General features: G+C 66.8%; 18 protein-coding genes. 9 read left to right on the forward strand and 9 right to left on the reverse strand.

Annotation, left to right across the window (positions count from 1 at the left end; translation table 11 throughout):
* The first annotated feature begins 236 nt into the window (after window positions 1-236).
* Window positions 237-680 carry a DUF192 domain-containing protein gene (locus tag ACR9ZH_RS16780; protein WP_481291901.1) on the forward strand — a complete coding sequence of 148 codons (444 nt, stop codon included), beginning with the start codon at window positions 237-239 and terminating at the stop codon, window positions 678-680.
* Between the two features lie 232 nt (window positions 681-912).
* Here the strand turns inward: ACR9ZH_RS16780 and ACR9ZH_RS16785 are convergent, their stop codons facing one another.
* Entirely contained in the window at window positions 913-1,104 is a 192-nt protein-coding gene (locus ACR9ZH_RS16785; RefSeq protein ID WP_036116149.1) for a rubredoxin, read from the reverse strand.
* A 73-nt stretch (window positions 1,105-1,177) separates the two neighbouring features.
* Between ACR9ZH_RS16785 and thiE the strand changes: the two genes are divergently transcribed.
* Both thiE and hemL read left to right on the forward strand, forming a co-directional pair.
* A complete protein-coding gene (gene thiE, locus ACR9ZH_RS16790; RefSeq protein WP_481291902.1) occupies window positions 1,178-1,825 on the forward strand; it encodes a thiamine phosphate synthase in 648 nt (215 codons plus the stop codon).
* Window positions 1,822-3,099: a glutamate-1-semialdehyde 2,1-aminomutase gene (hemL, locus tag ACR9ZH_RS16795; RefSeq protein WP_481291903.1), complete on the forward strand. Its 1,278-nt coding sequence runs from the start codon at window positions 1,822-1,824 to the stop codon at window positions 3,097-3,099. Before thiE ends, hemL begins: the two co-directional genes overlap by 4 nt.
* A 177-nt stretch (window positions 3,100-3,276) precedes the next feature.
* Here the strand turns inward: hemL and ACR9ZH_RS16800 are convergent, their stop codons facing one another.
* The 6 genes from ACR9ZH_RS16800 to ACR9ZH_RS16825 all read right to left on the reverse strand — a co-directional run bounded on the left by ACR9ZH_RS16800 (window position 3,277) and on the right by ACR9ZH_RS16825 (window position 9,891).
* Window positions 3,277-4,527 (reverse strand): acetylornithine/succinylornithine family transaminase, encoded by a 1,251-nt coding sequence (locus tag ACR9ZH_RS16800; RefSeq protein WP_481291904.1) that lies wholly within the window; start codon window positions 4,525-4,527, stop codon window positions 3,277-3,279.
* 413 nt (window positions 4,528-4,940) lie between these two features.
* Complete coding sequence (locus ACR9ZH_RS16805) at window positions 4,941-6,278, reverse strand: sigma-54 interaction domain-containing protein (protein ID WP_481291905.1); 1,338 nt, start codon at window positions 6,276-6,278, stop codon at window positions 4,941-4,943.
* A gap of 183 nt (window positions 6,279-6,461) precedes the next feature.
* A complete protein-coding gene (locus tag ACR9ZH_RS16810) occupies window positions 6,462-7,280 on the reverse strand; it encodes an SDR family oxidoreductase (protein ID WP_481291906.1) in 819 nt (272 codons plus the stop codon).
* Between the two features lie 13 nt (window positions 7,281-7,293).
* Window positions 7,294-7,896, reverse strand: coding sequence for an LON peptidase substrate-binding domain-containing protein (locus ACR9ZH_RS16815; RefSeq protein WP_481291907.1), 603 nt, complete (start codon window positions 7,894-7,896; stop codon window positions 7,294-7,296).
* A gap of 41 nt (window positions 7,897-7,937) precedes the next feature.
* On the reverse strand, window positions 7,938-9,287 hold the full coding sequence (gene mpl, locus ACR9ZH_RS16820; protein ID WP_481291908.1) for a UDP-N-acetylmuramate:L-alanyl-gamma-D-glutamyl-meso-diaminopimelate ligase: 1,350 nt from the start codon (window positions 9,285-9,287) through the stop codon (window positions 7,938-7,940).
* A 22-nt stretch (window positions 9,288-9,309) separates the two neighbouring features.
* A complete protein-coding gene (locus ACR9ZH_RS16825; RefSeq protein ID WP_481291909.1) occupies window positions 9,310-9,891 on the reverse strand; it encodes an adenylate kinase in 582 nt (193 codons plus the stop codon).
* Between the two features lie 188 nt (window positions 9,892-10,079).
* Between ACR9ZH_RS16825 and ACR9ZH_RS16830 the strand changes: the two genes are divergently transcribed.
* The gene (locus ACR9ZH_RS16830; protein WP_481291910.1) at window positions 10,080-11,336 is read left to right on the forward strand and encodes a 6-phosphofructokinase; all 1,257 of its coding nucleotides are present in this window, start codon (window positions 10,080-10,082) and stop codon (window positions 11,334-11,336) included.
* A 379-nt stretch (window positions 11,337-11,715) separates the two neighbouring features.
* Here the strand turns inward: ACR9ZH_RS16830 and ACR9ZH_RS16835 are convergent, their stop codons facing one another.
* A complete protein-coding gene (locus tag ACR9ZH_RS16835; protein WP_481291911.1) occupies window positions 11,716-13,134 on the reverse strand; it encodes a UdgX family uracil-DNA binding protein in 1,419 nt (472 codons plus the stop codon).
* Between the two features lie 2 nt (window positions 13,135-13,136).
* Window positions 13,137-14,351, reverse strand: coding sequence for a putative DNA modification/repair radical SAM protein (locus ACR9ZH_RS16840; RefSeq protein ID WP_481291916.1), 1,215 nt, complete (start codon window positions 14,349-14,351; stop codon window positions 13,137-13,139).
* 97 nt (window positions 14,352-14,448) lie between these two features.
* Between ACR9ZH_RS16840 and ACR9ZH_RS16845 the strand changes: the two genes are divergently transcribed.
* From ACR9ZH_RS16845 to ACR9ZH_RS16865, 5 genes are all read left to right on the forward strand, one after another.
* Window positions 14,449-15,735: an amidohydrolase family protein gene (locus ACR9ZH_RS16845; protein WP_481291912.1), complete on the forward strand. Its 1,287-nt coding sequence runs from the start codon at window positions 14,449-14,451 to the stop codon at window positions 15,733-15,735.
* A 148-nt stretch (window positions 15,736-15,883) separates the two neighbouring features.
* Entirely contained in the window at window positions 15,884-16,309 is a 426-nt protein-coding gene (locus ACR9ZH_RS16850; RefSeq protein WP_481291913.1) for an RcnB family protein, read from the forward strand.
* A gap of 15 nt (window positions 16,310-16,324) precedes the next feature.
* Complete coding sequence (locus ACR9ZH_RS16855; protein ID WP_481291914.1) at window positions 16,325-16,702, forward strand: RcnB family protein; 378 nt, start codon at window positions 16,325-16,327, stop codon at window positions 16,700-16,702.
* A 189-nt stretch (window positions 16,703-16,891) separates the two neighbouring features.
* Window positions 16,892-18,940 carry a sodium-translocating pyrophosphatase gene (locus tag ACR9ZH_RS16860; protein WP_481291915.1) on the forward strand — a complete coding sequence of 683 codons (2,049 nt, stop codon included), beginning with the start codon at window positions 16,892-16,894 and terminating at the stop codon, window positions 18,938-18,940.
* Between the two features lie 188 nt (window positions 18,941-19,128).
* Window positions 19,129-21,207: a prolyl oligopeptidase family serine peptidase gene (locus tag ACR9ZH_RS16865; protein WP_481291917.1), complete on the forward strand. Its 2,079-nt coding sequence runs from the start codon at window positions 19,129-19,131 to the stop codon at window positions 21,205-21,207.
* The last annotated feature ends 22 nt before the right edge of the window (window positions 21,208-21,229 follow it).

Below are 21,229 nucleotides of genomic sequence, written 5' to 3' on the forward strand. Positions count from 1 at the left end.
CGAGGTGAGCCGCCCATTCTATATCGTTTTTCCGGTCCGTCAACACCCTCGTCATGCTTCTTTTCGAGGTGGCTGACACTGCGGAACCCCTCGCAGGGAGGCTTTCGTCGCGAGGGATTGAAAGTATAGGCTGACGGCGAGTCGGTGTGAAGGGGGTCTCGACATTTTTTCACGCGAGATCGCGCAGTAGACTCCCCGGGCGCCCTGGTCACTCCACGCACTTATAAGGTCAGACGATGTCGAAGCGGTTCCTGCCCGCGGCCCTGCTGCTGCTTTCCCTCGGTGCGCATGCCGCCACCGAGCCTTCGGTGACGCTGCACGGCAAGCGTTTTTCTACGGAATTCGCCACCGACGACGCGTCGCGCGAGCTTGGCCTGATGAACCGCGAGCGCCTCGCTCCCGACCACAGCATGCTCTTCATCTTTGCCGACGATGCGCCACGTGCCTTCTGGATGAAGAACACGCTCATCCCGCTCGACATCCTCTACTTCGACAAGGACCGCAAGCTCGTCTCCATGCAGCTGAATGCGCAGCCGTGCAAGGCCGATCCCTGCGCCATCTATCCCAGCGACGGGAATGCGCGTTACGTGCTGGAATTGCCGGCGGGGACGGCCGGGAAACTGGGCCTGAAACTGGGCGAGCCGCTGACCGTGGACGGAGAGCCCGGCGCGGTCCGCTGATCCGCCGAGAGGCGGTGCTCGCACGGAACGCCCACGTGGTACGGGACGAGCAGGGCCGGATCGATGCCGGCAAGCTCGTCCCACTGGTCGTCGAAGGGAATGAATCGCTGCATGACCGCTACCTCCACGTATCGGCACACGTTGCGTGGCCTGGCAACCATGGAAGCAGGTTTTCCTGCGTTATCTCTGGCGGAATGAGGCGAAACGATGTCAGCCCCATCCCGTAATGCCGTCAGTCGAGTTCGACCATCTCGAAGTCGTCCTTGGTGACGCCGCAATCCGGGCAGGTCCAGGTGTCGGGAATATCTTCCCAGCGGGTACCCGGTTCGATTCCCTCGTCCGGCAGGCCCAGCGCCTCGTCGTAGATGAAGCCGCAAACGACGCACATCCATTTGCGTAGGGTGGTTTCGGTGCTCTGGCTCATGGCTTTACGTACTGTCGTGGAGCGGGAAAGTCCCTCATTCTGTCACCCCCGGCGCACAAACCCAAGGAACACCATGACCGTACTCCTCCGATCCCGGCCCACCGGCCAGGGCATCTACGCCATTACTGACGGGCCGCGCGACGACCTCTTCGCGGCCGTGGAGGCCGCCCTGGCCGGTGGTGCCCGCCTTTTGCAGTACCGCGACAAGACGGCAGACACCGGGCGCCGGCGCTCGGAGGCCGACGAGATCTCCCGGATCTGCGCCCGCTACGAGGTGCCCTTCATCGTGAACGACGATGTCGCGCTGGCAGGTGAGACGGGCGCGGGCGTGCACCTGGGCCGCGAGGACGTCTCCATCGCGGAAGCCCGGGCGGCACTCGGCCCGGACGCGATCATCGGTGTCTCCTGCTACGGATCCATCGACCGGGCGCGCCAGCTTCACGCGGAAGGCGCCGATTACCTGGCCTTCGGGGCGATGTACCCGTCGACCACGAAGCCTCACGCGCCCGTCGCCCCGCATGACGTTTTGACGCAGGCGAAGGCCCTGGGCCTTCCGGTCGTGGCGATCGGCGGCATCACCGTCGACAATGCGCAGGTGCTGATCGACGCGGGCGCGGACTATCTGGCGGTGGTTTCCGCCATCTTCGCCGCCCCGGATATCCAGACGGCCACGCGCCGTTTCGCCGATCTTTTCGACCCACGTCCCGGACTCATTCGATGACCACGAACCACGAACTCTTCGCCCGCGCCCGACAGCTGCTGCCCGGTGGCGTGAACTCGCCGGTGCGCGCCTTCAAGTCGGTGGGCGGCGAACCGTTCTTCACGGCGCGCGCCGATGGTGCCTACCTCTGGGATGTCGAAGGCAACCGCTACATCGACTACGTGGGTTCATGGGGCCCGATGATCGTGGGCCACAACCATCCAGCCGTGCGCGAGGCGGTGGAACGCGCGGTGCGCGACGGCCTTTCCTTCGGCACGCCCTGTGCGGCGGAAGTGGCGATGGCCGAGACGATCGTCTCGCTCGTACCGTCCGTGGAGATGGTGCGCATGGTGAACTCGGGCACCGAGGCGACGATGTCGGCGATCCGGCTCGCCCGTGGCGCCACCGGACGCAGCAAGATCGTGAAGTTCGAAGGCTGCTACCACGGGCACGGCGACAGCTTCCTGGTGAAGGCCGGCTCGGGCGCGCTCACTTTCGGCGTACCGACCTCGCCCGGCGTGCCCAAGGCCGCGGCAGACCTCACGCTTACCCTGCCTTATAACGACGTCGACGCGGCGCGCGCGCTTTTCGCCGAGCATGGCAATGACATCGCGGGGCTGATCATCGAGCCCGTCGCCGGCAACATGAACTGCATTCCGCCTAAGGACGGCTATCTGCAGGCGCTGCGCGAGTTGTGCACGCAATACGGTGCGCTGCTGATCTTCGACGAGGTGATGACCGGTTTCCGCGTCGCGCTCGGCGGCGCGCAGGCGCATTACGGCATCACCCCGGACCTCACCTGCTTCGGCAAGATCATCGGCGGCGGCATGCCGGTCGGCGCGTACGGTGGACGCCGCGAGCTGATGGAGCAGGTGGCGCCGGCCGGTCCGATCTACCAGGCGGGCACGCTTTCCGGAAACCCGGTGGCCATGGCTGCCGGCCTGGCGATGCTCGAGCTGATCCGGGCACCGGGTTTTCATGACGATCTGGCCGCGCGTACGGTGCGGCTCACCGACGGCATCCTCGATGCGGCCCGCCAGGCCGGCATCCCGTTCAGCGTGAATCGCGTCGGCGCCATGTTCGGCCTGTTCTTCACCAGCGAAACGGTGGAGAGCTACGCGCAGGCCACTGCCGCCGACGTGGGCCGGTTCAACCGGTTCTTCCATGGGATGCTGGAGCGCGGCGTTTACCTCGCGCCCTCGGCGTTCGAGGCGGGCTTCGTCTCGAGCGCGCACGGCGATGCGGAGATCGAGGCGACGGTGACGGCGGCGCGGGCGGTGTTCGCGACGTTGTAGCGCCGACGCACTGTAGGAGCGCGCAATGCGCGCGACAGCTTTTCGCGAGGAGCGACAGGCCCTGATGCGGTTCGCGAGGAGCTGTCGCGCGCAGGCGCGCTCCTACAAATGAGGGCCTGTTGCGGTTCGCGAGAAGCTGTCGCGCGCAGGCGCGCTCCTACAGCTCTCGGGCGCGCTTTACGCGACCTTCGCTTCTTTCGCGAAGGCTGCGAGCGCTGCTTCCAGGCGCTCGAGGCCTTCGGCGGTTTCCTCGTCGGTGATGTTCAGCGGCGGGACGATGCGCAGCACGTCGGGGCCGGCCTGGAGGATCAGCAGGCCGTGGGCGGCGGCGAGGTCGAGGATCTCGCCGGCGCGGCCCTTGTAGGCCGCATCCAGCACCGCGCCGATCATCAGGCCGCGGCCGCGAACCTCCGAGAACAGGTGCAGGTCGTGGTTGATCTTCGCCAGACCCGCGCGAATGTCGTTGCCCTGGCGTTCCACGTTGAGCAGTACCGCCGGCGAGGCGATCTTCGCGAGCGCCACGCGAGCCACCGCGGCGGCCATCGGGTTGCCGCCGAAGGTCGTGCCGTGCGCGCCGAACTGCATCACGTCGGCGACCTTGGGACCGGCCAGCATGGCGCCGATCGGAAAGCCCGCGCCCAGGGCCTTGGCCAGGGTGACGATGTCCGGCGTGACGTGGTCGTGGGTATGCGCGAACAGCATGCCCGTGCGGCCCATGCCGCACTGGATTTCGTCGAGCACCATCAGCGCGCCGTGCGCGTCGCACAGCTCGCGCACCTTCTTCAGGAAGCCTGGCGCGGCCGGCATCACGCCACCCTCGCCCTGCACGGGCTCGAGCATCACGCCAGCGACGCCGCCCTGGGCGAATGCCTCTTCCAGCGCTGCGGGGTCGTTGAAGGGCACGTAACGAAAGCCGCCGGGCAGCGGCTCGTAGCCTTCCTGGTACTTGGGCTGCGCGGTGGCCGTCACCGAGCCGAGCGTACGGCCATGGAACGAGCCGAAGAAGGTGACGATCACGCGGTTCTCGGGCGCCCTGCCCTGCGAGGCCGCCCATTTGCGCACGAGCTTGATGGCGGCCTCGTTGGCCTCCGTGCCCGAATTGCACAGGAAGACGCGCTCAGCGAAGGGCGCGTGCTCCACCAGTTCCTGGGCGAGGTGCAGCGGCGGCTCGGAGTAGAAGACGTTGCTCGCGTGCCAGAGCTTGTGCGCCTGCGCGACCAGCGCGTCGACGAGGTCCGGATCCTGGTGGCCCAGCGCGTTCACCGCGATGCCGGCGCCGAAGTCGAGGTAGTCCCGTCCCTGCGTGTCCCACACGCGCGCGCCCTTGCCGTGATCGAGCACGACATCGCGCGGACGGTACACGGACAGCCAGTAACGCTTGCCGAGGCCAGTGAGCTCGGAGGGATCGACAGGGTGCGACGACGACATGGGCTTGCGACTCCAGGTGGGACGAGCATCCTATAAGGCGCAGGGGACGCCGACAACGGATGGCTGTACCGCGCTTGCAACGTTTTGTTACAGGGCGCTACACCGGCTGAACGGCCACGGTTGGGCCGTTACGCGGAAATTCCTTGCGAATCAAAGCGGCATCCGCGTGGCACGGCGCTTGCTCCCCTTAGGAACAAGGCCCTGTGAAGCCGCGTGGTTCGCTCGCCCGACGACCCTGCCAAGCCGGACGACGAATGGGAACTCCCGGTCCTCCCAGAGGACCGGGAGTTTTCTTTTTCCGGATGGGGTGGGTAGGAGCGCGCCTCGCGCGCGACATACTTTGAGGCCGTGACATGGAGCTGGCGCGTGAGTTGAGGACCGGCGCGAAAAGATGTCGCGCGCGAGGCGCGCTCCTACCTCAGTTGGTCGAGGGCCAGTTGATGCTTCTTGCAGAGGCGGTACACCGTGACCCGGGAAACGCGCAGACGGCGGGCGCACTCGCTGATGTTGAATGCACTGGCGCGCAGGCAATCCACGATGGCCTCGCGTTCGGCCGAGGTGCGCGCGCTGCCGAGGCTGTCGCGGTCAGCCGTCGGATTGTCCAGGCTGAGCTCCAGGTCCTCGGGCGTGATCAGCGCATCGTCCGCGATCACCGCCGCGCGCTGCACGCGGTTCATCAGTTCGCGCACGTTGCCTGGCCAGGAGAACGCATTGAGCGCCTTGCGCGCATTGCTGCTGAACGCGCGGGCGCGGGTACCGTAGCTTTCGCGGAAGGCATCGAGGAAATGCTGCGCAAGGAGTTCGATATCGCCGGTGCGTTCGCGCAGCGGAGGCATGCGCAGGCGAAGCACGTTCAGCCGGTAGAACAGGTCCTCGCGGAAGCGCCCCTGCGCCACGGCCTTTTCCAGGTCGACGTGCGTGGCCGCGAGCACGCGGACATCCACCTTGATCGAGTGACAGCTGCCGATCCGTTCGATCGTGCCTTCCTGCAGCACGCGCAGCAGGTTGGTCTGCGCGTCGAGCGGCAGGTCGCCGATCTCGTCGAGGAAGACGGTGCCGCCGTCGGCGGATTCGAAATGACCGATGCGGCGCGCGGTCGCCCCCGTGAAAGAACCCCGTTCGTGTCCGAACAGTTCCGACTGCACGAGGTTCGCGGGCAGCGCGCCACAGTTGATCGCCGCGAAGGGTTTGGCGTGGCGCGGGGAAAGCTGGTGCAAGGCACGCGCGGCCATCTCCTTCCCGGTACCGGTTTCGCCGGTGATGAGCAGGGGCAGTTCCACGGGAGCGAACTTGCGGATGTTCTGCGACAGCGCACGGATCGCCGGGCTGTTGCCGGTGAGCAGGCTCGGCGCATCGTCATCGCGCGACGGCGGCGCATCGCCGGGTATGCGGGCCAGCGCCTGGCGCAGGGCCCCGAGCGACGACGGTCCGTCGATGATTTCGAAGGCATGCGGCAGCACATGGCGCACGGACGGATCGGCGGCCTGCGTCTGCGCTCCGGTGAGGCCGATCCACGCGATGCCGGGATAGGTCTGGCGCAGGTCGTCGAGGATGCGTACCGCGGCCTGCGCCTTGGTGCGCAGGTCCACGACGGCGATGGCGCCATCGCCGCATTCCGGAAGTTCGGTTCCGTTACGTGCAGGGTCGGCGACCAGCGTGCGCCATCCCGCACGGATCAACCCGAAGTGTTCTTCAACGCTCGGTCTTCCAATCCAAACGACGCAACGACCCGTCGATTCCCCGCGCGACATGCCTGCTCCTCACCCAGTCTCGTGGCCTGCTGTCGGCTTCGCGGGTTCATCTCCGGACCCGCCGCCGGCACCCCTGCAGGCCGGCAAGCCCCACTTTTCCAAGGAACTTATACCGGGTCGTGTGCAGCGGCCATACACCAAACGGGCTAGCCTGCTGCACACCGTTCATAGTTGCCGCGATAGCTATAGAAACAGATCCGGCAACAGCGGATTTCCGGGGACCACCGCATAGCGATCGAAATCGCTCACGCCCTGCTCGCGGAGTACGTCTTCGTCGATGCAGAACTGGCCGGTGAACTCGCGTGAGGATTTCGTGAGGATCGCATGCGCGGCATCCGCGACGATCTCGGGCTTGCGGCAGTGTTCCGCCTTCACGCTGTCGCCCAGCATCGCGATGGCGGCCGTGGCTATCACGGTTTTCGGCCACAAGGCATTCACCGCAATCCCGAGGGGCGCGAACTCCGGAGCCATGCCCAGCACGCAGTGGCTCATGCCGAATTTGGCAATGGTGTAGGCGACATGCGGCGCGTACCAGCGCGGGTCCACGCTGGGCGGGGGCGACAGCATGAGTACGTGCGGATTCGCGGCGTTCTTCAGGAACGGCAGGCAGGCCTGCGTGGCGAGGAAGGTGCCGCGCGTGTTCACCTCGTGCATGAGGTCGAAACGTTTCATTGGCGTGCCTTCGACACCGGCCAGCCAGATCGCGCTCGCGTTGTTCACCAGGATGTCGATACCGCCGAAGCGTTCCGCCGCGGTGGCCGCGGCCATGCGCACTTCGGCTTCCTCGCGGATGTCCACCTTCAACGGCAAGGCGGTGCCGCCGGCGGCTTCGATTTCCGCGGCGGCGCTGTGGATCGTTCCCGGCAGACGCGGATTGGGCACGCTGCTTTTCGCGGCGATGACGATGTTCGCACCGTCGCGCGCGGCGCGCAGCGCGATGGCCAGGCCGATGCCGCGCGACGCGCCGGTGATGAAGAGGGTCTTGCCGGCGAGGGTGTTCATGGTGGGGGCTACCTCAGGCGCGCTGGAACCGCGGAAGGATGTCGCGCAGCTCGGCCAGGCGCTGCAGGGGATCGTCGAGCTCGAGCATGTGCTGGCATTCGTTCGGATCCAGCGGCAGCAGTTCGGAGAGGCGGAAGCCGACCCAGCTCGCGTCGTCCGAGCGCGTCGCCACGTCGTGGCGCCACGGCGGCATCATCTGCTCGGAAAGCCGTTCGAGGATCGTCGCCAGCAGACCGAACTCGGGCGGAAGCGGGACCGACTCCTCGTCGGGCCACGTATCGATGTCGCCGCGCACCTGGCCGTCCGAGCGCACGCGCGTGCGCGTCACGCGGAAGCGCAGGCCGCCTTCGGCGACGATGCCGAGCAGGCCGTCTTCGCGGGTATGGAAGTCGGTGATCGTGGCGAGCGTGCCCACGGCCGCAGGGATGGCGGGTTGCCCCGCTTCGCGGCCCTCGAGGATCATGCAGACGCCGAACGCGCGCCCGGTGCGCGCGCATTCGCGAACGAGGTCGATGTAACGCGGTTCGAAGATGCGCAGCTGCAGGTGACCGCCCGGGAAGAGGACGTTCGACAGCGGGAACAGCGGAAGGTCGAGGGCGGGCGTCGTCGCGGCCATGCCCGGCAGTCTAACCGCACGCAGCGCCGAGGGCACTCTGCTCAGAGCGCCGTCAGGAACCGGCGCGGTGCGCCCTCGAAGCCGCCGTTGGACATGAAGACGACATGGTCGCCCTCGTGGGCTTCCCTGGCCAGCGTGGCCACCAGGGCGTCCACGGTGGGCACCGTGCTACCGCGACCGCCGAGCGCCGCCGTCACCTTGCCGGCGTCCCATGCCAGCTCGGGGCGATGCAGGAACACCGTGCGATCGGCGTCGGCCAGTGAGGGCGCCAGGGCGTCCGCGTGGGCCCCCAGGCGCATCGAGTTCGAGCGCGGCTCCAGGGCCACGAGGATGCGCGCGTCCCCGACCTTCGCGCGAAGACCCGCGAGGGTCGTGGCGATGGCCGTGGGGTGGTGGGCGAAATCGTCGTACACGGTGACGCCGCGCACGCTGCCGATGACTTCCATGCGCCGTTTCACGCTGGCGAAGTCCGCGAAGGCGGGAAGCAGGGCCAGCGGGTCCGCCCCCGCCGCGGTGGCAGCCGCCAATGCGGCGAGGGCGTTCATGACATTGTGCCGGCCCAGCGAATCCCAGCTCACCTCGCCCAGCGGCTTGCCCGCGCGGAGGACGCGGAAGCGGGAGCCGTCGGCGGCGATGAGTTCGGCGCGCCAGTCGCCGGCGTCGATGCCGAAGGTTTCCACCGGGGTCCACGCGCCCATCGCCAGCACCTCGGCGAGATAGCCGTCTTCGGCGTTCACGATCAGGCGGCCGTTGCCGGGAACGGTGCGCACCAGGTGGTGGAACTGGCGCTGGATGGCGGCCACGTCCGGGAAGATGTCGGCGTGGTCGTATTCGAGGTTGTTGAGGATCGCGATGCGCGGCCGGTAGTGGACGAACTTCGAGCGTTTGTCGAAGAAGGCCGAGTCGTACTCGTCGGCCTCGATCACGAAGGGCGTGCCCTCGCCGCGGCGGGCGGAGACGTCGAAGTTGCCCGGCACGCCGCCGATCAGGAAGCCCGGCGACAGGCCGGCGGATTCGAGCAGGTGCGCCAGCAGGCTGGTCGTGGTGGTCTTGCCGTGCGTGCCCGCCACGGCGAGCACCTCGCGGCCGCCGAGCAGGGTCTCGCCCAGCCACTGCGGGCCGGAGATGTAACGCATGCCCTCGTCGAGCATGTACTCCACGGCCGGATTGCCGCGGGTCATGGCGTTGCCGACCACGACCAGGTCCGGTGCGGGCGTGAGGTGCGCCGCCGAGTAGCCCTGCATCAGACCGATGCCCAGTGCCTCGAGTTGGGTGCTCATCGGCGGATAGACGTTGGCGTCGGAGCCTTCGACCTGGAGGCCGAGCTCGCGCGCGAGCGCGGCGACGCCACCCATGAAGGTGCCGCAGATACCGAGGATATGGACGCGCATTAAGGTCGGACGGGCCGGACGATCAGGCGCTGGCGGCGGTGGTCTGCTCGAGCACGGCCTTGATGCGGGCAGTGACCTCGTCGAGTTCGCCCACGCCGTCCACGATCCTGAGCTTGCCGCGCTTGGCGTAGAACTCGGCGACGGGCGCGGTCTGGTCGGCGTAGATGGCGAGGCGCCTCTTCACGGTGTCCGGATTGTCGTCCGCGCGGCCTTCCGCCTCGAAACGCACGACGCAGCGGTCGAGGATGGCTTCGTTCGGCACTTCGAGCTTGATCACCACGTCGAGCGGCTGACCGATGTCGGCCAGCACGCCGTCCAGGGCTTCGGCCTGTGCCAGGTTGCGCGGATAGCCGTCGAGGATGAAGCCCGGCTTCGCGTCCGGCTGGCCGAGGCGCGACCGGATGATGCCCAGCATGATGTCGTCGGACAGCAGCTGGCCGGCATCCATGATGCTCTTGGCTTTCTTGCCCAGCTCGCTCTCGGCCTTGATCTCCGCGCGCAGGAGATCGCCGGTGGAGATGTGCGGGATGCCCAGGTCCTGCTTGAGGCGGGCCGCCTGGGTGCCCTTGCCTGAGCCGGGGGCGCCGAATAGCACGAGTCGCATTGATGCTCCATTCGCCGGACAGGCGGGGAAAGCCGCTGTCGGACACGAGAAAAATGGGTCTCAAGGTAACGGCAGGGGCGCCGTCGCGTCAAACGGCGGACATCCTGGGGGTGTAGGCAGCCCCTTCAAGGCATCGCGACGCGGGGCGGGTTACGCTGGGGCCTTCGACCAGCAGAAGGACCCGAAGCATGGCAGCCGGCAAACTCCTCTACGCCCAGTCGGGCGGTGTCTCCGCCGTCATCAACGCCACCGCCGCAGGCGTGATCGAGACGGCCCGCGACAAGGGCATCCCGGTGTATGCCGCGCGCAACGGCATCCTCGGCGCCCTGCGCGAGGAGCTGATCGACACGACCAAGGAAGCCAAGGCGAACATCGCCGCGCTGAAGCACACGCCCGGCGGCGCCTTCGGCTCGTGCCGCTACAAGCTGAAGTCGCTGGAGGAGAACCGTGCCGAATACGAGCGCCTCATCGAGGTTTTCAGGGCCCATGACATCCGCACCTTCCTCTATAACGGCGGCAACGACTCCGCCGACACCGCGAACAAGGTCTCGAAGATCGGCCAGGCGCTGGGCTACGAGGTGAACTGCATCGGCGTGCCGAAGACGATCGACAACGACCTGGTGGTGACCGACACCTGTCCGGGCTTCGGCTCGGTGGCGAAGTACACAGCCATCGCCGTGCGCGAGGCGAGCCTGGATGTGGCCTCGATGATGGACACCTCCACCAAGGTCTTCATCATCGAGGTGATGGGCCGTCATGCCGGCTGGATCGCCGCGGCCGCGGGGTTGGCGGGTTCCGCGGCGGGCGATCCGCCGCACGTGATCCTGTTCCCCGAGAACGTGTTCGATCCGGAGACCTTCCTCGCCAAGGTGAAGGCCACGGTGGAAAAGGTGGGTTACTGCACGGTCGTCGTTTCCGAGGGTGTGAAGGACAAGGAAGGGAAATTCCTCGCCGAGTCCGGCGCGCGCGACGCCTTCGGCCATGCTCAGCTGGGCGGCGCCGCACCGGTGCTCGCCGCCCTGGTGCGTGAGAAGCTCGGTTACAAGTATCACTGGGCCCTGCCCGACTACCTGCAGCGCTCGGCACGTCACGTCGCGTCGAAGACGGATCTCGAGCAGGCCTATGCGGTGGGCAAGAAGGCCGTCGAGTACGCCGCGGAAGGCCTGAATGCGGTGATGCCGGTGATCGTGCGCACCTCCGACGAGCCGTACAAGTGGAAGATCGAGGCGGCGCCGCTGGACAAGATCGCCAACCACGAGAAGAAGATGCCGAAGAACTTCATTTCGAAGGACGGCTTCGGCATCACCGCGGCCGCACGGCGTTACCTGGCTCCGCTGATCCAGGGCGAGGCGCCGCCGCCATACGGGCCGGATGGGTTGCCGGTGTATGTGACGCTCAAGAATGCGCCGGTGTCGAAGAAGCTGAGGAAGTTCGCGATCAGCTGAGCGGGAACCTCTGTAAGAGCGCGCCTTGCGCGCGACAGCCTTTCGCCAAGGCCTGTAACCTTGCGCGCCAGCTCCCAGGCGTGGCCTCAAAAGCTGTCGCGCGCAAGGCGCGCTCCTACAAATGCCGTGTGCCTCCGTTTGTACAGGCGCCGTGTTCGGGCGGTATTTCGCGCGGACGCGGTGTTCGTTCAGCTGAGCGGGAACCTCTGTAGGAGCGCGCCTGCGCGCGACAGCCTTTCGCCAAGGCCTGCAACCCTGCGCGCCAGCTTCCAGGCATGGCCTCAAAAGCTGTCTCGCGCAAGCGCGCTCCTACAAATGCCGTGTGCCTCCAGGGTTTGTACAGGCGCCGTATTCGGTCGGTGATGGTGCGGAGGCCGTGCTAGTCCAGCATCTTGCGCATCAGTTTCAGGTCGCGGACGAAGTCCGCGAAGCCGGCTTCGCGCGCTTCGTGGTCGGGCAGGCGCAGCAGGTAGGAGGGGTGCACCGTGGCCAGGGCTTTGCGTCCGTCGGGCAGGTCAAGCCATTGCCCGCGTTGCGCCATCAACCGGAACGACGCGCCGAATACCGCCTGCGCCGCCATCGCGCCCATGCAGACGATGCCGTCGGGACGGATGCGGTCGATCTCGGCCGCGAGCCAGGGCCGGCACGCCGCCTGCTCCTCCGCTTTCGCCCGCTTGTGCAGGCGCACCTTGCCGCGCGGCTCGAACTTGAAATGCTTCACCGCATTGGTGACGTAGAGGGCGGCCCGATCGATGCCCGCCTGCTCCAGGGCGCGATCGAAGAGTTTTCCGGCAGGCCCCACGAAGGGCTTGCCGGCAAGGTCCTCCTGATCGCCAGGCTGCTCGCCGATCACCACGATGCGCGCGTCCGCCGGCCCCGCACCGAACACGGTCTGCGTGGCCGGCTTCCACAGGTCGCAGGCGCGGCAATCGCGCGCCTGCCTGCGCAGCGCCGCGATGCTGCCCTCGGGCGCGTCCACCGCCGCCTTCTGCAAGGGCGTGACCTTCTTCCTCGGCACCGTCGGTTGCTTCTCCACCATCGCCTGCATCCTCGGCAGCGCATCGCGCACCAGTTCGGGGATGAGCCGCGCTTCCGGAAGGTTCTTCCAGTACTTCACCGGCATCTCGCGGCGCATCGCGTCCACTTTCAGCCGGGCCGGATTGAAGATGCTCGCGTAGTAAGTGCGCCAGAGATCCTCGAGCGCATCCTCGGACGGTGCATCGGCGCGATCCGCGCCCGGCCCGACGACGAGTGTGGTGCCGTCCCAGTGCGCGCTGCGTGACGGCGTCAGCAACGACCAGTGCATCCCGGTGAAGCGGCGGACGAAGAAAGGGGCGACACGGGCGAGGATATCGTGCTCCGGTTCGAACCACGCGACGTACACCGTGTCTTCGCCATGGCGTACTTCGCGGAAGCGCACGAAGGCCTTCATCTTGTGCATGTCGCGGCTCACCTGCCGCGCGCAGGCATGGGCCCAGGCCACGTCCTCGTCGGTGGCGATGCGCAGCAGCGCCTTCTCGCCGTGCACGATGCGCCAGAGCATGCGGTAGAGCGTGGCGTGGCGGCGCGGATCGCGGTGGGCGAGCACGCTGCTTGCCAGCGAGAGGAAATCGCGCGGCACCGTGGGCAGGTCCTGCCGCCGGGGCGAGGGGATCGCGTCGTCGCCGCCGAAGAGGCCGTTCGTGTCGCCCGTGCGCCACTCGACGTCGGACGGGTCGACGCCGGCGAGCAGCAGCGCCCTCGCCTTCGCGCGCCAGGCCTCGACGTCCGAGGGATCGTCCAGCGTAACGACCAGCATCGTCAGCCGAACAGGTCCGCCTGGGCGGGCTCGCGCAGTTCGCGATGGAGCGTGACGCTTTCGCGGTCGGCGCGAGGACGGTGGTCCAGGGTTTCGACGAACGGGGCTACTTTCTTCACCGGCACGCGCAGCCGGACCAGATCGTCGTAACGGATACGCCGGTGCGCGCGCATGGCGATCAGCTTGTCCACCGTCTTCACCCCGAGGCCCGGCACGCGCAGGAGCATCTCGCGCGATGCGCGGTTCACGTCCACCGGGAAGCGCTCGCGATGGCGTAGCGCCCACGCCAGTTTGGGATCCACGTCGAGCGAAAGCATGCCGTCGTCGCCCGGCGGCGCGATCTCGTCTGCCGCGAAGCCGTAGAAGCGCATGAGCCAGTCGGCCTGGTACAGGCGGTGTTCGCGAACCAACGGTGGCGGTTTCAGCGGCAGGATCTTCGACGCGTCCGGGATCGGACTGAATGCCGAGTAGTACACGCGGCGCAGGCGGTAATTGGTATAGAGGTTCGTGCTCGCCGCGAGCACGTCGCGATCGCTGGCGGCATCGGCGCCGACGATCATCTGGGTGCTCTGGCCCGCCGGGGCGAAACGCGGCGCCTTCTTCTCGGCCTTCGCCTCGTCGATGGACAGGCGCAGGCGCCCCATCGCGCTGCGGATGTCGCCAAGGTTTTTCTCCGGCGCCAGCGACTTCAGCCCGCCCTCGGTCGGCATCTCCACGTTGATGCTCAGGCGATCCGCCCACCGCCCCGCCGCATCGATGAGTTCGGGCGAGGCATCGGGAATGGTCTTGAGGTGGATGTAGCCAGCGAAGCGGTGCTCGGTGCGCAACGTGCGCGCGACACGCACCAGCTGTTCCATCGTGTAATCGGGAGACTGGATGATGCCCGACGAAAGGAACAGTCCTTCGATGTAGTTGCGGCGATAGAACGCCAGCGTGAGGTCCACGACTTCCTCGACCGTGAACCTCGCCCGCTGCACGTTGCTGCTGCGCCGGTTCACGCAGTACACGCAGTCGTACACGCAGAAGTTCGTCAGCAGGATCTTCAGCAGCGAAATGCAGCGGCCGTCCGGTGCATAGGCGTGGCAGATGCCCATGCCTTCGGTCGAGCCGATGCCGCCGCTCCTGAGCGAGTTGCGGCCGTTGCCGCCGCTCGACGAACAGGAGGCGTCGTACTTCGCGGCGTCGGCGAGGATGGCCAGTTTCTCGGTGACGTTCATGGGCCAGGCCATGGTGCCAAATCGCGATGTCCCGCGCGTGAAGGCGAATCATGCCGTGTGGCCCCATTATCATGGGGTATTACTACGGAGCCGTCTCATGGATCTCATCGTTCGCCACGCCAATCTCCCCGACGGCCGGACCGACATCGACATCGGTATCGAGGGCGGACGCTTCGCGGCGATCCAGCCGGCCTTGCCGGCCAAGGGCGCGGAAGAGATCGATGCGGCCGGGCGCCTCGTCAGCCCGCCCTTCGTCGACGCGCATTTCCACATGGATGCCACGCTTTCCCTGGGCCTGCCGCGACTGAACAGCTCCGGCACGCTGCTGGAAGGCATCGCCCTGTGGGGCGAACTGAAGCCGGAGCTTACCCAGCAGGCGCTGGTGGACCGCGCCATGGCGTATTGCGACATGGCGGTGGCGCAGGGACTGTTGGCGATCCGCAGCCACGTCGATGTCTGCGACGATCGCCTGCTCGCCACCGAGGCCTTGCTCGAAGTGAAGCGCCGCGTGGCGCCCTACCTGCACCTGGAACTGGTGGCTTTTCCCCAGGACGGTCTGCTGCGCTCGCCGAACGCGCAGGCGAACCTCGTCCGTGCACTGGACATGGGCGTGGACGTGGTCGGCGGCATCCCGCACTTCGAGCGCACGATGGCGGATGGCGCCGCGTCGATCCGCTGGTTGTGCGAGCTCGCGGCCGGGCGGGGCCTGCGCGTGGACATGCATTGCGACGAGTCCGACGATCCCCTGTCGCGACATATCGAGACGCTGGCGGCGGAAACGATCCGCACGGGCCTGCAGGGCCGCGTCGCTGGCTCGCACCTCACCTCGATGCATTCGATGGACAACTACTACGTGTCCAAGCTGTTGCCGCTGATCGCGGAAGCCGGCGTGCATGCGATCGCCAACCCGCTCATCAACATCACCTTGCAGGGCCGCCACGATACCTATCCCAGGCGGCGCGGCATGACCCGCGTCCCCGAACTCATGGACGCAGGCGTCAACGTGGCCTTCGGCCACGACTGCGTGATGGATCCGTGGTACGGCATGGGCTCAGGCGACATGCTGGACGTGGCGCACATGGGATTGCACGTGGCGCAGATGACCTCCGCGCGCGGGGTCGCAAGAAGTTTCGAGGCAGTGACGACCAACGCCGCGCGGGTGCTCGGCCTCGAAGGCTACGGCATCGCGCCCGGAAACCGCGCCGACTTCCTGCTATTGCAGGCGGGCGACGTCCAGGAAGCCATCCGGCTCAGGGCGAACCGCCTGCTGGTGTTCCGCGAGGGGCGGATGCTCGCCCGTTCACCTGAACGGCGCGCGCGCCTCCACCTGCCGGAGCGGGCGCCAGATCTCACTCTCGAGTTCCGGCCCGGATCGATATCCTGAATGCGGAGCTTCGATAGCTGTCGCGTCAATGAACGCTTTCATCGGGCTTTCAATCCGTAGGACTCCGCGTTCAGCCTCCCCTTCCTAGCATCCGAATCGTCGATCGGCCACGTGCTTAGGGGCACGTCGATCGCAACGGGAGACAGACATGAAAACGATGCTTCGTACCGCCCTTGCCGGGCTCGCGTTGGTCGCCACTACCGCGGCCTTCGCGGACGACCATGGCCGCGGCCACGATCGTGACCGCCATGGCTACGACGGCCGCCGTGACGGCGGCCGCTGGCACCACGACAACGGCTGGCACGGGCATCGTCCCCCGCCGCCTTACTACGGGCACGGTCATGGCTACTACCGTCCGGCCCCTGTCTATTACCACCCGGCGCCGCGCTATTACGGCGGTTATGGGCGCTGGGAACGCGGCCACCGCTACTACGGCCGTAACGTCGTCGTGTATGACTACGGCAGCTACCGCCTGCGCCCGCCGCCGCGCGGTTATCACTGGGTTCGTGAGAACAACGACTTCCTCCTGGTGGCCATCGCCACCGGCGTCATCCTCGACATCGCCACTCGTTAACCGGAGACACACCGTATGAAGCTGCTGAGCAAGCTGGTTTTCTCCATCGCCGCCGCCGGCGTCATCGCCCCGGCGTTCGCCTTCGCCCCCGCGCCGGTCCAGGACCATCGCGACTGGCATGACGATCACCATGACGACCGTCACGACAAGGACCACCACGACAATGGCAACCACTACGGTCGCGACGACCACCGTGGCGACTGGCACCCGCACCCGGGCGGCCATTGGGAGCGCGGGCACCGTTACGACGGCCGCGTGGTCGTGATCGACGACTGGCGCACGCGCCACCTGCGCACGCCGCCGCGTGGCTACCACTGGGTGCGCGCCGACAATAACGACCTGCTGCTCGTGGCCGTCGCAACCGGCATCATCGCGGACATCGTCTCGCAGTAATCCCCAGGCTCGTCGCTCCTGCGCAGGCAGGAGCCCAACGACTTCAGCGCAACAAGTCACTGGGTTCCCGCCTTCGCGGGAACGACGAGCAATGTGGAACTTGCGCAGCGCACAACAGCATTCGTCGCTTCCCCTGCCTATACTCGTGTCGGGCCCCTTGTCGGGCCCCCACAATTCGGGGAGGCTTCGATGCTGCAACAGTACGGTTTATGGATCGCGCTGGCATGTGCGGTCGTCGCGATTCTGTACGGCGCGTTTTCGGTCAGTTGGGTACTGGCGAGATCGCCGGGCAACGAACGAATGCAGGAGATCGCCGCCGCCATCCAGGAAGGCGCCCGCGCTTATCTCAACCGCCAGTACGCCACCATCGGTGTCGTCGGCATCGTACTTTTCCTGCTCATCGGCATTTTCCTCGACTGGGGTACCGCGATCGGCTTCGCCTTGGGGGCGATCCTCTCGGGAGCCGCCGGCTACATCGGCATGAACGTTTCGGTTCGTGCCAACGTGCGTACCGCCGAGGCCGCCAGGAGCGGCCTTTCTTCTGCCCTCGCCGTGGCCTTCCGCGGCGGCGCCATCACCGGCATGCTGGTGGTGGGACTGGGCCTGCTCGGCGTGGCGGGTTACTACGGCGTGCTCACCCACATGGGCTACGAGCAGACGCACGTGCTGCACGCCCTGGTCGGCCTGGCCTTCGGCTCCTCGCTCATCTCGATCTTCGCCCGTCTGGGCGGCGGCATCTTCACCAAGGGCGCCGACGTGGGCGCCGACCTCGTGGGCAAGGTGGAGGCCGGCATTCCCGAAGACGACCCGCGCAACCCGGCCGTGATCGCGGACAACGTGGGCGACAACGTCGGCGACTGCGCCGGCATGGCCGCCGACCTGTTCGAGACCTATGCGGTGACCCTGATCGCCACGATGCTGCTCGGCGGCGTGATGGCCACGACGGTGGGGCCGAACGGCGTCCTCTACCCGCTGGTGCTCGGCGGTGCGTCGATCGTCGCCTCGGTCATCGGCACGTTCTTTGTGAAGACCCGCGGCGGCAAGATCATGAACGCGCTGTATGCGGGCGTGGCCGTTTCCGCGGTACTCGCGGCCGTGGCGTTCTGGCCGATCACGCAGTCGTTGATGGCCGACTCGGGCTTTGGCGTGGGCCGCATCTATGGCTGCACGCTTATCGGCCTGGCCCTCACCGGCGCGATGGTGGTGATCACCGAGTACTACACCGCCACCGAATACCGCCCCGTTCGCCACGTGGCGCAATCGTCCACCACCGGCCACGCAACCAACATCATCGCCGGCCTCGGTGTGTCGATGAAGTCCACCGCGCTGCCGGTACTTGCCGTCTGCGCGGCGATCTGGGGCGCCTTCGCACTGGCCGGGCTCTACGGCATCGCCATCGCGGCCACCGCGATGCTGAGCATGACCGGCATGGTGGTGGCACTGGACGCCTATGGCCCGATCACCGACAACGCCGGCGGCATTGCCGAAATGGCCGAACTGCCGGCCGAAGTACGCGGCGTGACCGATCCCCTGGACGCGGTGGGCAATACCACCAAGGCCGTGACCAAGGGCTACGCCATCGGCTCCGCTGGCCTGGCGGCGCTGGTGCTGTTCGCGGACTACACGCATAACCTCGGCCTGCATTTCGGCGGCACGCCGGTCACCTTCGACCTGTCCAACCACTACGTGATCATCGGCCTGCTGATCGGCGGCCTGATCCCGTACCTGTTCGCCGCCATGGCGATGGAGGCGGTAGGCCGGGCCGCGGGCGCGGTCGTGGAAGAAGTGCGCCGGCAGTTCCGCGAGATCGCCGGGATCATGCAGGGCACCACCAAGCCCGATTACTCGCGCGCGGTGGACATGCTCACCCGTTCCGCCATCCGCGAGATGCTGGTGCCGTCGCTGCTGCCCGTGCTGGTCCCGGTAGTGGTGATCTTCGGCTTCAAGTGGCTGGGCGGCCCCCTGGCCGGGGCGCAGGCGCTGGGCGGCGTGCTCATTGGCACGATCGTCACCGGCCTGTTCGTCGCCATTTCCATGACCACCGGCGGCGGCGCCTGGGATAACGCCAAGAAATACATCGAGGACGGCCACTTCGGCGGCAAGGGCTCGGACGCCCACAAGGCGGCCGTGACCGGCGACACCGTGGGCGATCCGTACAAGGATACGGCGGGCCCGGCGGTGAACCCGCTGATCAAGATCATCAACATCGTGGCGCTATTGCTTATTCCGTTGCTTTGACTTCCGTAGGAGCGCGCCTTGCGCGCGACATCTTTTGGGGCCATGCCTTGGAGCTGGCGCCAGCCCTGGGAACCGGGTCGAAAAGATGTCGCGCGCGAGGCGCGCTCCTACATGGCTTCCCCCCAAGGAATCGAAAACCCATGCATAGACGCTGGATTGCGCTGGCCCTCGCCCTTACCTTCTGTGGCATGACCCACGCATACGATCCCCCCAAGACCGCTCCCGCCGCCAAAGCCGGTGCCAATGCTTCCGACGAAAACCTCTGGCTCGACGACATCGACGGCGCAAAGCCGCTCGCATGGGTGAAGGAGCGCAATGCCGCTACCGTGGCGAAGTACGCCTCGGATGAGGCGTTCAAGACGCTGGACGCCCGCCTGCTCGAGGTGCTCGATTCCGAAGCGAAGATCCCGATGGTGTCCAAGATCGGCGATCACTACTACAACTTCTGGCGCGACAAGGAACACCCCAAGGGCCTCTGGCGCCGCACCACGATGGAGGAGTACCGCAAGGACAAGCCGGCGTGGGAAACGGTGATCGACCTCGACGCGCTCGCCGCGTCCGAGAAAGAGAACTGGGTATGGCATGCCGCGCAATGCCTGAAGCCGGAGTACCGCCGCTGCCTCGTCTCGCTGTCGCGCGGCGGCGCCGACGCGGACGTGGTGCGTGAGTTCGACCTCGTCACCAAGACCTTCGTGAAGGACGGCTTCATCCTGCCCGAGGCGAAGACCCAGGTGGCATGGATGGACGAAGACCACCTCTATGTCGCCACGGATTTCGGCCCGGGTTCGATGACCGATTCGAGCTATCCGCGCATCGTGAAGGAATGGAAGCGCGGCACGCCGCTGTCTGCCGCCAAGACGGTGTACGAGGGCAAGAAGACCGACATGTCGATCTGGGCGTTCCGCGACCGGACCCCCGGCTTCGAACGCGACTTCGTTTCCCGCGCGCTGGAGTTCTACAACAGCGAGACCTTCCTGCGCGGCAAGGACGGCAAGCTCACGAAGATCGAGGTGCCGAACGACGCGGAAACCGACGTCCAGCGCGAGTGGCTGACGATCGAGCTGCGCACTGCGTGGACAGTGGGCGGCAAGACCTACCCGTCGGGTTCCCTGCTGGCGGCGAACTTCGACGACTTCATGGCGGGCAAGCGCGAGCTCACCGCCGTGTTCACGCCGGACGAGCACACCTCGCTGTCGGGCCACTCGTGGACCCGGCACCACCTGATCCTCAACGTGATGCGCGACGTGGTCAACGAGGTACATATCTTCACGCCGTCGGCCAAGGGCGCATGGAAGAGCGAGCCGCTGGGCGACGCGCCGGCGCTCAGCACCCTCCAGGCCGTCGGCGTGGATGCCGATGACACGGACGAGTACTTCCTCACCGTTTCGGGCTACCTGCAGCCGACGACGTTGTATTACGGCGCGCTCGGCCAGGGCGGCAGCGAGGCCTTGAAACACAGCCCCGCCTTCTTCGATGCCTCGAAGTTCGAGGTGAGTCAGCATTTCGCCACCTCGAAGGACGGCACGAAGGTGCCTTACTTCGAAATCGCGCCGAAGGGGATGAAGGCGGACGGCAACAACCCGACGCTCGTCTACGGGTACGGCGGCTTCGAGATACCGATGCAGCCGATGTATTCGGCGGGGGTAGGCCGGGCATGGCTGGAGAAGGGCGGCGTGTACGTGGTCGCCAACATCCGCGGCGGTGGCGAGTACGGCCCGCGCTGGCACCAGGCGGCGCTCAAGGCTAACCGTCCGCGCGCCTACGAGGATTTCGCGGCGGTGTCGCAGGACCTGATCGACCGCAAGATCACCAGCCCGAAGCACATGGGCATGATGGGCGGCAGCAACGGCGGCCTGCTCGCCGGCAACATGCTGACGAAGTACCCGCAGCTTTACGGAGCGATCGTGAGCCAGGTGGCCTTGCTCGACATGAAGCGCTACCCCCACATGTCGGCCGGCGCCTCGTGGATGGCCGAATACGGCGACCCGGACAAGCCGGAGGAATGGAAGTACATCCAGACCTTCTCGCCGTACCACAACCTCCACAAGGACACCAAATACCCGCCGGCCCTGTTCACCACGTCCACCCGCGACGACCGCGTGGGTCCCGTCCACGCCCGCAAGATGGCGGCGCGGATGCAGGCGATGGGCTTCGACGCCAGTTTCTACGAGAACATCGAGGGCGGCCACGGCGCGGCGGCGGACAACAAGCAGTCGGCGTTCATGAATGCCCTGGCGTATAGCTATCTCTGGGATCACCTGAAGTAAGGGCTGTCTCTTATACACATCT

It is taken from the genome of Luteibacter sp. SVR4-7G (genome assembly GCF_056755555.1).